Annotated in this window: 11 protein-coding genes; 2 read left to right on the top strand and 9 right to left on the bottom strand. The window is 63.3% G+C overall.

Annotation, left to right across the window (positions count from 1 at the left end; genetic code table 11):
- Positions 1-9: 9 nt before the first annotated feature.
- Both XARJCFBP2528_RS04920 and XARJCFBP2528_RS04915 read left to right on the top strand, forming a co-directional pair.
- Positions 10-213: a hypothetical protein gene (locus tag XARJCFBP2528_RS04920; RefSeq protein WP_047124409.1), complete on the top strand. Its 204-nt coding sequence runs from the start codon at positions 10-12 to the stop codon at positions 211-213.
- Positions 214-475: 262 nt separating this feature from the next.
- The gene (locus XARJCFBP2528_RS04915) at positions 476-922 is read left to right on the top strand and encodes a hypothetical protein (RefSeq protein WP_047124408.1); all 447 of its coding nucleotides are present in this window, start codon (positions 476-478) and stop codon (positions 920-922) included.
- 26 nt (positions 923-948) lie between these two features.
- Here XARJCFBP2528_RS04915 and XARJCFBP2528_RS04910 read toward each other — a convergent pair whose 3' ends face one another.
- The 9 genes from XARJCFBP2528_RS04910 to XARJCFBP2528_RS04870 form a co-directional block, all read right to left on the bottom strand.
- Positions 949-1,374, bottom strand: coding sequence for a BLUF domain-containing protein (locus XARJCFBP2528_RS04910; RefSeq protein ID WP_052767990.1), 426 nt, complete (start codon positions 1,372-1,374; stop codon positions 949-951).
- Positions 1,375-1,529: 155 nt separating this feature from the next.
- Positions 1,530-2,180: a hypothetical protein gene (locus XARJCFBP2528_RS04905; protein ID WP_047124406.1), complete on the bottom strand. Its 651-nt coding sequence runs from the start codon at positions 2,178-2,180 to the stop codon at positions 1,530-1,532.
- A gap of 1 nt (position 2,181) precedes the next feature.
- The gene (locus XARJCFBP2528_RS04900) at positions 2,182-2,859 is read right to left on the bottom strand and encodes a hypothetical protein (RefSeq protein WP_047124405.1); all 678 of its coding nucleotides are present in this window, start codon (positions 2,857-2,859) and stop codon (positions 2,182-2,184) included.
- On the bottom strand, positions 2,859-3,170 hold the full coding sequence (locus XARJCFBP2528_RS04895) for a hypothetical protein (RefSeq protein ID WP_047124404.1): 312 nt from the start codon (positions 3,168-3,170) through the stop codon (positions 2,859-2,861). Before XARJCFBP2528_RS04895 ends, XARJCFBP2528_RS04900 begins: the two co-directional genes overlap by 1 nt.
- Complete coding sequence (gene gpJ, locus XARJCFBP2528_RS04890; protein WP_047124403.1) at positions 3,167-7,627, bottom strand: TipJ family phage tail tip protein; 4,461 nt, start codon at positions 7,625-7,627, stop codon at positions 3,167-3,169. The genes XARJCFBP2528_RS04895 and gpJ overlap by 4 nt, the downstream gene beginning before the upstream one ends.
- Positions 7,618-8,010: an NlpC/P60 family protein gene (locus XARJCFBP2528_RS04885; RefSeq protein ID WP_047124402.1), complete on the bottom strand. Its 393-nt coding sequence runs from the start codon at positions 8,008-8,010 to the stop codon at positions 7,618-7,620. The genes gpJ and XARJCFBP2528_RS04885 overlap by 10 nt, the downstream gene beginning before the upstream one ends.
- Entirely contained in the window at positions 8,010-8,471 is a 462-nt protein-coding gene (locus tag XARJCFBP2528_RS04880) for a DUF1833 family protein (protein WP_047124401.1), read from the bottom strand. The genes XARJCFBP2528_RS04885 and XARJCFBP2528_RS04880 overlap by 1 nt, the downstream gene beginning before the upstream one ends.
- On the bottom strand, positions 8,468-8,824 hold the full coding sequence (locus XARJCFBP2528_RS04875; protein WP_047124400.1) for a hypothetical protein: 357 nt from the start codon (positions 8,822-8,824) through the stop codon (positions 8,468-8,470). The genes XARJCFBP2528_RS04880 and XARJCFBP2528_RS04875 overlap by 4 nt, the downstream gene beginning before the upstream one ends.
- Entirely contained in the window at positions 8,824-12,156 is a 3,333-nt protein-coding gene (locus XARJCFBP2528_RS04870) for a phage tail length tape measure family protein (protein WP_053051709.1), read from the bottom strand. Before XARJCFBP2528_RS04870 ends, XARJCFBP2528_RS04875 begins: the two co-directional genes overlap by 1 nt.
- Between the last annotated feature and the right edge of the window lie 3 nt (positions 12,157-12,159).

The following is a 12,159-nucleotide window of genomic DNA, read 5'->3' as shown; positions in this document are numbered from 1 at the left end:
ACTGCGCGCATGGACACCACCACCCCCAGCCTCTTCGAACAGCTGCAGCAGCGGCTGGCGTGCGCTTCCGAGCCGCTGGAAGTGCTCAACCAGTTCGAAGCGGAGCTGCTGTATGCGTTCCCCGCCGAGGCAACGGTGATTGTCGAGCTGGTCGCGTCCTGGGGGCATCGTCTGGGCGTGCTCACACACGACGACCTTCAAGGCTACGTCTAGAGTGCCGGCTTGGCGCTGCTCAGGCGCTCCCGGGTTGAGCGACCAGCGGTCCCGGGTCCGGCAACTGAAGATTGGCAGCGATATGGGATTCACCATATCGGCATGGTCCCCACAGCCGCGTCGGATTTTTCCGACCGCGCGCGGCGTGCAGGCATAGCTCAAATGAACGTTTTTTTGCTTGTGCTGGCCATGCATCTTGGCCTTGCGCCGAGATGACCTCGCGCCGCCGGCAGTGACCGGCGCAGCACATTCGGAGAACGTAATGCACGCACTGCTGATCACCGCCGCCGCGGCGCTTATTAGCGTCGCCATCCCCGCCGCTGCCGGCGAAGCCAGCCAGTTCGCCCGCACCGCCCAGCTGTATGAGGAAACGTCCACCGCCGGCGAGACGCTGGATGCATTCGTCACCCGCATCGCGCCGCGCGCCCGCGCAGCCTCGGTGACTTCCCGAACCATCGTGTGCGGCCAGATCCAGGGCGCCGGGCCCTACACCCTGGCGCTCAAAACCGACGGGCGAAAGGAGTGGTGCGAGGTGCCGAAGACCTCCGCGCCCTATGTGCTGGTCAACGGCATCGCGAAGGACGCGGGCGAGGACCACATCCCGGCCATCTATTACCGCCGGCCCGGCTACCTGATAACCCCCTGGAGCATCAAGTTTCAGGACCGCACCGGCGTGCGGCGCGTAGAAGCATCTCCGATGCTTAGGTAGCGGCCTGACTATGTCGCCTGCGCTGCCTAACTCTCATCCCAGAAGGCAAGCAGCTGCCTTATTGCTTCCGGCTTGGTGCCCGCAGCCGCTAGAGCGATCCGTGTCCGGTCCCAGCGCTGAGCGCTAATTTGAACGATTGAGCCAATCTCCACTTTGCGACAGGCCATTTGCCAACCAGGGAAATGGCGCTCCGTGATCGGGCCGTTGTACACCTCTGCAATCAGGTCGTGCCGACTCGATAGCTTGATGCGGTCGTAAATTTCCCGCACATTTGCCGGTGCTCCTTCGATGTACTGGAAGAAGCGCAGGCCATCATGCAACAGCACGCCAGTGACCCCCAGTTGCCCATTGCGTGCGCTGGCCGAGACCAACAGGCGATCGATCTCAGCGACGGACATCGGTCGGCGGACCTCGCTCACATAGGCAACAGCATACAAGGGCAAATTTTTCAAAGAGTTCTACCTCGCGCCGGCCGGAATCTATCCGTTGGGTGCGGACGAGATCGCACCGGGATGTCCATGGGCCGGGTGGGACGCAAGTATCGCGCCGGCAGTGAGGATCAACAAGATTCGTTGCTGAACTCGTACGGCTTTCGCCGACGCGCTCGTTACGCTGCGATCCGTTCGACTGTCACGAGACTGGCTGCTATCGCACTGTCCGTTGCAGCCTTGATCAGCGCCTGGAGTTTCCAGCCGGCCAGTTCCTGCGTCGCCTCCGCGCCGGGATATCGGATGGCGTAGGTCGGCGCGATCAGGTCAGCGATGGGCGCCGCCAGCACGCCGAGGGCGGCGCCGCGATCCTCGACCTGGAACGTCACGGTGCCGGTGTCGTTGATCGGGTTCCAGATGATCGTGATCTGCTGCGCGAGCGGGTCCGCATCCGGGTCCGGTGTCACCACGTTCGCATCATAGGCGGCGCGGGTTGCTGCCTTGATGCCCAGCAGCAGATGCACACCGGGTTCGGTGACAGTCTCGCCCGCCACCTCCACGACCGCGCCGGTCGCTGAGTCAGTCTCGGTCCTCGAGGGCGCAGTGATCTCGTAACTGCGGCCGATCAGATCGCTGATCTGCACCGTGAGCACGCGCAGGAAGAATCGCTCCAGCGTCTGCGTCCAGCCATCGGGGTGAGGCTTGGTGGTCATCTGCTCGAGGTGGAACTCGACCGGCCCGTCGTTGGTGGCCGGGTTCCAGCGGATCTCGATGCGCGGCGACACGATTCTGGTCTGCGTGCCGAAGGTTTGGTTTTCGCTGATGAGCATGTCAGTAGCCTGTAACGTCGAGGATGGGAGCGCGCACCCAGGCCTGGCCGTAATTACCAGGGGGCGGTTGCGGATTTCGGTCGGTGCCGGTACGCAGATCCTGCGCGGTATCGATAGCAGAGATAGATGCGACGTTGCCGTTGATGTTGACCACGCCCTTGCGCCAAAGCACCTGCACCTGCCACTGCGGGCCGCCGCCGATCAGGCCGCCGATGGCCAGCATGATGTTGCCGGTGGAGCCTGCCAGCGCGGCATAGGTGCGACCTTCGGGCAGCGTGATCGATCCCCCTTGGTTGGCATTGCCCTGCAGCAGCGCCCGCACCTTCATGTACTTCAGCGTGGCGTCGAAATGCACCTGATCGGTATCCGGATTGGTGATCACCAAGTAATCCCGGCGTCCGAAGTTCGGCTCGTCGAAAACGTAGGCGGTAAAGCTGCCGCTGGTGGTGAAGCCGGTGAACGTGAAACTGTTTCCGCTCTGGGTGCGCGTAGCGAGCACGGCGTTGCTCTCCCCCAGAAACGCGAGGGCAGGATTGGTGCCGGCGACGTTGAGGCTCCATGTCTTCAGCACGCCGCTGCCTGTGGGCGTGATCGTCTGCTTCGACGCCAGCGCCAAGTTCTTCCAGGTTTCAGAGATGACAACGCGGTTGGGGCCGGCCTCGAAGATTGCATAGGCCATTAGAACCTCCCGTAAAACAGGGTGCCGCCTGCGCGTGCCGTCAACGTTGCAGAAGGCGACACCCAGCTGATGGTGTTGCCGTCGTCACTGAAATAAGGAAGCAGGCTATTTCCGGCCCCCGTGTCTGCGATGAACCAGTAGTACAGCTGGTTGGCGCTCCCTGTGACCGGTACCGGCACGGAGCCATTGCTACCGCTGGCGATCGCAATGGCTCCCATGTGCTGCGTCAGCAGATCCGAGTCGGCTTGATCGGTGATCTGCAACAGCACGACGCCGGTGTCGGCGTCGTTGATGATCAGGACATTGGTCATGTGACTCCGTACCCGAGTGCCACCACACGGCGGCCGTTGGGCGCATAGGCGTAGAACTTCCCGCCGACGAACTCATTGCGACCGCCGCCAGGCGTGGCGCCGATGATTTCCACCACGTCTGCAGAGAAGGTGATCTTGCCGATCACTCCGTTGTTTACCGAGCGCATGCCGATGACTTTGCCGTTCACGTCCAGCGCCCACGTGTAGGAAGCCTGGTAGCTCGCGACCCCGTTCTCGGCGATGGTGACGCGTGTCTGCAATGACTGGGTCGCGCTGGCGTACTTGAAGTCGATCGCTGTCGCCGACGGTGCCCACGGTGGGATGACCGTCGTCGCCGCCGCAACCTCGTTGATCGCTGGCTTGACGATCCACATAACCGGGCCGAACTGGCTGCTGTTGTCGTAGGGTGCCCGCATGCGAATCAACATGCGTACACGCACCGTCCCAGTTGGCGCCGTGCGAAACACACCTCTTCGATCGTATGCACTCAGCGTGTTGCCGCCAGCAGCATTGAAAGATTCGGAGAACTGGCTTTCTAGCATCTGGTCGTCGGCGTTGTAGAAGGCAATGCCGACCTCGCCAGCACAGCGCTGGCGCCCGCCATACGACGAGGCGCAGTAGCGCTTGCCCGGCTCAGCGGACATTCCTGCCGACTGGACGACGAAGTCGCCGTAGAGGTTCGGATTCGGGGACCGTTGAATCTCGAGGGCGTAGCAGCCACCCGGCACCCAGGTACCCGGAAGAACGCGCGTCAGCGATGTCGCCCCACCGTCCTGGTTGTAGTAGACGCTCCAACCGCTGGTGTCAGACTCAAATGCGGCGTTGTTGAGGAAATTCGCTCCCGAACCAGTCTGAGACCGTACCGCGGTGATCGCAGTTCCTTGCGATGTCACCTCATTCCCGACTTGGGTGACCTGCGTCTGTAGTGCTTGCAGGGCTGATGCATCCGCCTTGCCCGCGATCTGGCTCTGCACTGTGCTGATCTGTTGCGACAGCGCCGTCAGGCTATTCTCCGCCTGTGTGAGCCGCGTCGTCAGCGCCTGCACTGCAGAGGCGTCTGCCTTTCCACTAAGCGAGCTTTGGACACCGCGCACGTCGTTTGCGAGGACGACCAGTTCCTGATTGATCTGCTGAACGCGGTTGCTGATCTGGCTGGTCGATACGCTGATTGCCCCCATTGCTTCAGCAAGCGTCGCGTACTGACCGATGTAGTCCCAATATCGGGTGTCGTTGATCGCAACTCCTGCTGGCACCGCCTGCTTCGCCGCCAACAGCCCACCCTGGTATTTCACGAATGCGCCATCGGGCCATGCTTTGTTGTTTGTCCACTCCGGCGCGTCCACCAGCCCCTGCAGGTTCGCCAAATTCTGTGCCTGAGTCTGCAGTTGACGGGCCAACTCCTGATCGCGCGCGACTGCCTCCAGGAAGCCCTTGCGGATCTCTTCGGTTGTCTTGTCGATTGCCTGCTGCATCTCCTGCTGCAGCTCGCCCAGGTTCTTGCCCAGCGTCTTGGTGATGTACTTGGCCGCCACCGACAGCGTGCCGTTGGTGTTGCGCGCGCGGATGGCGAACAACCATTTGCCCGAGGACGGAATGGGCGAATCGAATGCACCGGTGTGGTAACCGCTGTCGCCTACCGGCGTCATGGCGTCCCACGCCGGCATCGGCGCGCCCTGCTCTGGGGCCTGGGCGTAGCGGATCTCCGCACCGGCCAGGTTGGCCGACTGGATGGTGTCGTTCCAGAAGCCCCAGGTATAGCGCCGGATGCCACCGGAGATCTCCTCCACGTCGAATAGGTCGTAGTTCACCGGCGGCGCGTCGGCGCCGATTGTCGTGAAGATCAGCGAGGCGCCCACGCCCATCTGCCCTTCCGGGCCGAACGGACGCACGTTGATCGTGTAGGTACCGGCGCGCGGGATGCGCCACCGCGCCGTGCGGGTGCGCGTCTGCGCTACTTCCACAAGCTCGCCATTGCCGTCCGACGCCGAGGCGTACACCACCGCGTGATCAAACGGGCCGGAGATGTCGAAGGTGGCTACCAGATCGGTGGCCGTGACATCACCGGTGGTGATCTGGTCCTCGTTGATTGCCAGGTTGCTGAGGATCGGCCGAGTGGCGAGCGATGAGCCATTTTCCGGCCGGATGTACTGGCCGGTCTTGACGAAGATCCAGAACTCAGGCGACTCAGGCACCACGCTGATGCCGGCCCCTTTCAGATCACTTTCCGGCTCGATCGCGACCACGCGGCCGACGTAGCCTGGCGTGATCTTAAAGTCGTAGATCCAAATGGTGTCGTGCGCTGGATTGTCCTGCCAGCCACCTGAAACCATAGCATCGTCATAGCCTTCGCCAGGCAACGCTGCGTCATCCGGCCACTCCTCCACCAGCTGGATGGTGTCGGTTGCTTCCGCGAAACTGCGCACACGGAACGTGCGGTAAACCGCTTCCCCAGGAATTCGCAGGCCGATGAACGCATTGCCCGATGCGGGCGGCGGAACCGGCTCGTCCAGCGTCAGGGTGACCGTGCCCAGCAGCGAGCTGCGCTCGGCTGCAACGATCCGCCCGCCAAATCCCCACTGCGTGACATCGTGGGACAAGGCCACCTTTGCTAGGCGTCGAAATGTCAGGTACTCGGTATCTAGCGCAAAACTTATGTCCTTGTACTGGAAAAGGCTTTGGCCCAAGTGGTAGCGGGCCAATTCCGCCGCATGCTCCTCGCGGCCGATACCCTCACCAGTAAGACGCGCCGGGTTGATCATCGTCTCCACGCCCGGCGCAGGAACGCGCAAGGTTTCAACCTTCTTGGTCGTGCTGTCGAAGTAGCTGTACTCGATGCCGTCCGCGGCATTGGCCAGCGTGTAATCGACAGCAAAGCTTCCCTTCTTCATCGTGGCCATGTTGACCACACCCGAGAGCGGCTGCTCGTCGGCTGCCCACACCACCGAAAGGCGACCTCCGGCCCAGCTGGTCTGCCCCATGCCAACCAGAGCGATCGCTTGCAGTACCTCGTCGTGGTTGCGCTCTTCGGTCAGCCAGTAGTCGTAGGTGTAGCCGTTCGCCTCGCAGTGACCCATAAAGCCCTGCAGCGACTCGATGTCGATCTCTTCGTCGCTCTTTCCCATGCCGGCGATGAGCTTGCCGTTCTGGTCGTAATAGCCGCGGACGTACTTGAGGATGTGGGCGCCCGGGTTGCTCGTCTCCTCCGTTACCCAGCTGCCATTTCGCCACACCGGGATCGGCGCGGCGATGTGCTCGGCGCGCAGTTCATCGGGCTGCCCGTTGATCTGGCCGGTGGCCTTCAGCAGGATCCCGGTGCGCGCCAAGCCGGCGTAGGTGGCAGCGTCGGCCTGCACGCTGCCCATCGTCGACCATTGGAAGTCGTTGCGCTGGGTGTTGTCACCCTCGTAGTTTCCCTGCCCCAAGATGCGCACGCGCACGTCGTACTGCCCCTTGGGCACATCTGCGGACACGGTCGCCCGCTTGCTGACGTCCAGCTTGTCGCCAGTGAACGTCTGCGTGGCCAGCGTGGTCCAGATCCCTGTGCCCGCAGGCGCGTACTGCACCTGCACGGTTTCGGAGACGTTGTAGGCCTTGCCCGACGTGCCCACACCGCCCAGCACGTATTCCAGGTTGATCTGGATGCGCACGGTGTCGGCGCTGGTGGTGCGGGTGACGAAATCGGCCGTATCCGGCAGCTCGCCGCCGTCGGTGGTGTCCACGTTGCTGTAGAGCGGAATGGTCTCATCCGGCATCTGGCTGTAGCCGGAGTGATAGATGCTCACTCCCTCGTAGCTGGACAGAGGCGTGTTGGCGTTAGAGAACACGCCTACGCGGCCCACGCCGATGCCCGGCGTGAGCACCATGCCGACGAATTGGTTGTCGCCCTCGTAGAAGGTGTAAGGCTTGCTGGCAAAGTCGGGGGCGATCGGCATGCGGCCGAAAAGCAGACCCACCGGCTCATACGGGCGCAGACGGTTGCGCGGCGCACCCAAGCTGTAGACGGTGCCCGCCGTGCTCGGCCCCGCAGGGCTCTCCACCTTCGGACCGAGCGTTTTATTGATCAGGATCGAACCAGCTACAAAGGCTGCCGTGTACGCAACCGCCGCACCGGTGGTGCCCAGCCCTGCCGCCCACGTCGCGCCAGCGCCGCCAGTGAAGTAGATCAACGCGGCCATGGCCACGATGTACAGCGCATTCCTGCCGACGGCGCCGCGCACCTCAATGACCTGACCATCCTTCGGATAGACGTAGGCCCACAGATGCCGCGGCACGACGCGCCCACCGATCGACACCGACCAGTCGCCTTGGTCCAGATCGATCACGTGCCGATGCAGGAAATCGCACAGGCGCTCGCCCGGCTGCAGATCCATCGCGATGTGGCGCTGCCCTTCCAGCGTGACCGGGTGCGGCGTCAGCACCAGCTGGCCGTTGCTCGCAGGCGTGGTCATCAGACCCATGTGTAATACCCCTCAATGCGTGCGCCGTAATCCGGCAGCTCGCGTGCCCGATGCAGCCAGCTGCTGCCGAGCGCGCTGGTTGTGTGAAGCACCCAGCCCTCGTGGGCTAGGTAGAAGAAGATGCCGACGTGTCCGGGCCGGCTCTGGCCTTTGTCGAACATCAGCACCAGATCGCCGTCGACCGGCTTATCGGTGGGCACGGCGTAAGCCCGGGACAGCTCGCCCAGGGCTGCCTGGCCAGCAGCACCGCGCGGGCGCCGCGCCGGCATCTGCACCACCCGGCCGAACAGCTCCCGCTGCACCTGCACCACCAGGTCTGCGCAGTCGTAGGTGTCGGCGTCGTAGGGGATGTTGAGGAAACGCTCAACCTCGCTGATGCGCATCAGAAAATCCCCGGCAGCGTGTGTGGATTGGCGCGGAGCTTCACTGCCTGCTGGCGCATGAAGAAATCCACGCCGATCTGCGCGGTGATCAGCGGGCCGGCAGCGCGCACCTGTGTTAGCGGCAGGTAGAACCGCCGAGCAATCACGTCGGGTTGCACACGGTCCGTGATCAGGACACGGCACATCACCATTTCGTTAGGCTGCATGCGCTCCAGGTCATCCGTGATCCCGCGCCCCACGTTGTCCACTTCGAGCTGTGCGCGTGGCGTTTGGCCGGCCTGGTCAGCTGGCGGCGTGAAGCGGAACGGATACCCGACGTAGGTGTTTCCGTTGCTCACCCAATCCTGCGTGTCGTTGGCGATGCGCAGAACCGCACCGAACGACGGCGCCGTCATCTCCAGCAGCTCAAGCGGCCCATCAGGGTCCGTGACGCGCTGCCGGCGTTCAAGGAAGTTGCTCATCGCCGGTACTCCAGAACAGCCTGCCGCGTGCCCTGGGTGAACGCGGAGTTGGCGGCCTGCAATCGGCCGATCGCGCCACCCTTGAAGCGCGCCGATATCTGCTGCCGCGTGCGCGGGTGCACCATGTCGAAGTAACCGACGCGGCCGATTTCGTCAAAGTAGAAATCGTCAAACGCGACCATCGATTCGGCAGTCAGGAACACCATGGTGACCGGCAGCTCCACCATGACGCGCGTGTTGATGATTGCTTGCTTGGCTGGCCCGCGTTCCATCTCCGTGCGCTGCACCGAAGGATCCGGTTCTTCGCCGAGATCCCCCGCGAGCAGTCGCACTCCCGCTGGGAAGGTGGCCATCAGCGTCGCTCCCGCACGTCAAAGCGGCTCTTTGTCGCGCCGGCCGTGCGTCCGCCGCTCGCCGTGTCGCCGGCGACCACGTCGATGATGAATTTCCTCAACTCGGTGCCGTCGGGCATCGTTGATCTCTGCTCACGTGCCAGCACCTGAGCACCTCCGTAGTTATTGATTTCGATCTTTGTTTCGGAGCTGGCGGAACTGCCGCTGCCCGAAGCCATCGGCGCGGCCGGAACCACCTGTCCGCGGTTGCCAGGAATCAGGTAGCTGCGGCCACCCTGCTGGAACAGCTCCGGATCGCCGCCTTCGCCCACTTCGTATAGCGAGCCCGGTGCGACTGGGCCGCCGTTGGCGCGGCCACCGCCAAAGCTGACGCCACCGACCAGCGACTCGCCCAGGCTGCTCGTGATCGACTGCGTGCCGCCAGTGACTGCAGCAGATCCGGCGGCACCAACTCCACCACCCATAAACGCACCGATCAGACCGACCGCCTGCTGCTTGAACGCGTAGCGCGCCAAGTCAGCGATCATCGAATCGATCAGGCTGCTGAAAGAGAGCTTTCCGGTTTGCGCCAACCGGACGAACGCGTCTTCGCCGGCGCTAAGGCCGTTCACAAGAAGCGAGCCAGCTTGCTCAGATGCGTTGGCTGCGGCGAAAACGTAGTCGTCCCACACGCGCGTGAAACCTGTTCGCCAGTCGCCCAGCAAATCCATTCGCTGTTGCTGGTAGTCCCGCTCGATGTCCAGCGAACGCGAAAGACTTCCCTCCAGCTCCGCCACCTGTGCGTTGTATGCACCGGGACTCAGCGCGGTGTTCTTGTCCAGCTGTGCCTTTTCGAGCTTCTCCCGCTCGCGCAAGTACTCGCGCTGAATCTCCAACTGACGCTGCAGCATTTGCGTAGCGTCGGCGCCGCGGCCGATGCCCATGAGATCGACATTGGATTGCTCCTGTCGCTGCTTCTCAAGCTGTTTAAGTCGCTCGGTGAGAGCGGCCTGCGCTGCCAGCTCGCGCTGAGTGCGTAGCGATTCGTCGTTGATCTTCTCCTGCGTCACCAAGTGGGCAAGCTTCGCGTCGACCAGATCCTTTTCGGCCCTTGTGGCCTTCTGATACGTATCCCCGGCCCGTGTCCTTTCGGCAAACTTCTCTGCTGCAGTCAGCTTGTCCGTCGACAACGCCTGAGCATCTATCGCCGCAGTCTGCTGGTTGATCTGATTGATCAGCGTGGCGAACGAAGTGTCCTTTCTGCCGACGCCCTCCCGCTGGTTGAACTGCTTGTCGATCTGCGCGTTGGATTGCGCGATGAGGCGTTGCATCGATCCGTCGGACAACCGCGAATCAGGGTTCCCCTTCGCGTCGCGCGCGCCTTCCAGCTTGTTGTAAAGCTCGATGATCTTGTTGCGGGCGGCCAGCTTGGCCGATTCACGGTCAAGCCCGGCAAGCCGCGTGGTGAGTGCTTCCGATGCTGCTTTGGCCGCAACATCCTGCTCCTTGTAGACCTTCGCCAGATCTTCAATCGCTTTGCCACCATTTACCTCCACCTCGAAAACCGGCGTGGGCATGCGGCTGCCGCCGATCAGAGAGTTCAAACGCTGCATCTGAGCCTTTGGCGACGCGAGCGTGGCGATCATGTCGAACTGCAGGCCAGATGCGGGAAGCAAGTTCTTGAGCTTTCCGCCGAGCCTTTCCAGCTCAGTGCTGAAGGTCATCACCTCGCCCCACGCACCGCCGACCTCGTCCTTCACATCTCGCCACCACTTCACCAGGCTCGGCATTGCTGCCTCGGCCTGATTGGCGACATTGATCGACCGCTCGTAGTAGATCTGCAGCGCTTCAGCAACAGCCTGCTGCTCGTGGCCCTCCTCCTGCAGTGTGCGGATACGCAGCAGCTGCGCCGCGGTGAGGAAGCCTTCCTGCCTATTGAGCTCCACCAATGCATCTACCGGATCACGCGCGATGCGCTGGAACGCCTCGACGGTCTTGCTGCTGGCTTGGCCGGTGGAAGACTCCATGCGGGCAGCCGCCTCGGCGACCATCAAGAACTGCTTGCCGGCAAACTGGCCGGAAGCAGCGACGGCTGTCAGCGCATCCACAGCGCCGCCGCGCGTCACACCTGCCAGCTTGTCCAGATCCGAAACCAAGCCGCGGAACTGGCCACCGCTGATATCCGCATTGCGGCCGGTGAGGATCAGGTTCTTCTGGAAGTCGAACAGCTCGTCCTGGCTCTGCTTCAGCGCCACCGCCAACGCGACTGCGGCAGCAGCCGACAATGTCATCGGATTGACCATGCCCAGCACATACGAGGACACGGCCTTCGCAGCCGGGCCGATGCCGCCGAGCTGGTCCTTCAGCTGTCCACCCTGCTGGATCGCCACCATCCAGATCGGCTGGCCAGCGACCACGCTGGTGACGATGTCCGTCATCTGCGCCGGGATCATGCGCATCGCCGCGGCCGTCTGGCGCGCAGTCATGCCGTACTGCTCGGTAGTGTTCTTGGACTTCAGCAGCGCCTGCCGGCTCGCCTCGATCTGCGCCTGGTATTGCTGCATCACCTGCGGCTTGATCAGCCCCAGGTCGCCGGCACGCTCCAGTCGCTCCTCCATCTCGGCCAGCCGGTTCAAACCGGCAACGGTGGGATCGATCTGCGCGAGCAGGCGCTTCAGGTTGATCTCCTGCGCCTGCGCCGCCTCCGCCGCTGCGCGCGCCTGGTTGGCGGTGCGTGCCTCGGCCTCCTGCAGCGCACGCGCACGCGCCACCATGCGTTCCTGCTCGGTGCCGGCGCGCGACATGGCTGCGGCCTTCACATCAATGCCTGCCGCCGCATCGCGCGCAGCTTCCGCCAGTGCACGATCCGACAGGTTCGACGTGCGGCCTGCCTCTGCGTAGGCCATCGCCTGCTGCGCGACGCTGCGGTAGCGCGCCTCCTGCTGCGCCAGCTGCTGCTCCAGCTTCTCAGACGCTGCAGCAGACGCGGTTGCATCGGCAGCAGCACTCTTGCCCGCCGCGCTGTAGGCCTTCAGTCCCGATGTTGCACCGGAGAGCCGGCCTTCCATGGCCGCCAGCGCCGAGACGATTTCCGCCTGCGCGCGGTTCATCGCCTGCAGCTCGGTGATGACCGTACCGGTACCGACACCGATGCGTTCAAGCGCACCGCCCAAGCGGTCACCCAGCGCGACGGCTGAGCGGTCGATCGAGCGGGACATCGACTGGAAGTAACGCTCCAGCCGATCTGCTGATCCACTGGCCTTGTCGGCAGCGGCGGCGTTCTGGTCGAGCGCATTGGTGCCTGCCACCAGCCCGGTCGAATCGACCTTGTAGCCAAGTTCGGCGATATCCATCAA

Origin of the sequence: Xanthomonas arboricola pv. juglandis (genome assembly GCF_001013475.1) — a bacterium.
GTDB classification, from domain to species: Bacteria; Pseudomonadota; Gammaproteobacteria; order Xanthomonadales; family Xanthomonadaceae; genus Xanthomonas; species Xanthomonas arboricola.
Note: the sequence above shows the minus strand (reverse complement) of the source record. Positions and strands in the feature narration are given on the sequence as shown.

What these genes read in the sequence shown, in the direction of transcription:
- XARJCFBP2528_RS04920 (WP_047124409.1), top strand. Translation starts at nt 10, where the DNA reads ATGGACACCACCACCCCCAGCCTCTTCGAACAGCTGCAGCAGCGGCTG.
- XARJCFBP2528_RS04915 (WP_047124408.1), top strand. Translation starts at nt 476, where the DNA reads ATGCACGCACTGCTGATCACCGCCGCCGCGGCGCTTATTAGCGTCGCC.
- XARJCFBP2528_RS04905 (WP_047124406.1), bottom strand. Translation starts at nt 2,180, where the DNA reads ATGCTCATCAGCGAAAACCAAACCTTCGGCACGCAGACCAGAATCGTG.
- XARJCFBP2528_RS04900 (WP_047124405.1), bottom strand. Translation starts at nt 2,859, where the DNA reads ATGGCCTATGCAATCTTCGAGGCCGGCCCCAACCGCGTTGTCATCTCT.
- XARJCFBP2528_RS04895 (WP_047124404.1), bottom strand. Translation starts at nt 3,170, where the DNA reads ATGACCAATGTCCTGATCATCAACGACGCCGACACCGGCGTCGTGCTG.
- gpJ (WP_047124403.1), bottom strand. Translation starts at nt 7,627, where the DNA reads ATGGGTCTGATGACCACGCCTGCGAGCAACGGCCAGCTGGTGCTGACG.
- XARJCFBP2528_RS04885 (WP_047124402.1), bottom strand. Translation starts at nt 8,010, where the DNA reads ATGCGCATCAGCGAGGTTGAGCGTTTCCTCAACATCCCCTACGACGCC.
- XARJCFBP2528_RS04880 (WP_047124401.1), bottom strand. Translation starts at nt 8,471, where the DNA reads ATGAGCAACTTCCTTGAACGCCGGCAGCGCGTCACGGACCCTGATGGG.
- XARJCFBP2528_RS04875 (WP_047124400.1), bottom strand. Translation starts at nt 8,824, where the DNA reads ATGGCCACCTTCCCAGCGGGAGTGCGACTGCTCGCGGGGGATCTCGGC.
- XARJCFBP2528_RS04870 (WP_053051709.1), bottom strand. Translation starts at nt 12,156, where the DNA reads ATGGATATCGCCGAACTTGGCTACAAGGTCGATTCGACCGGGCTGGTG.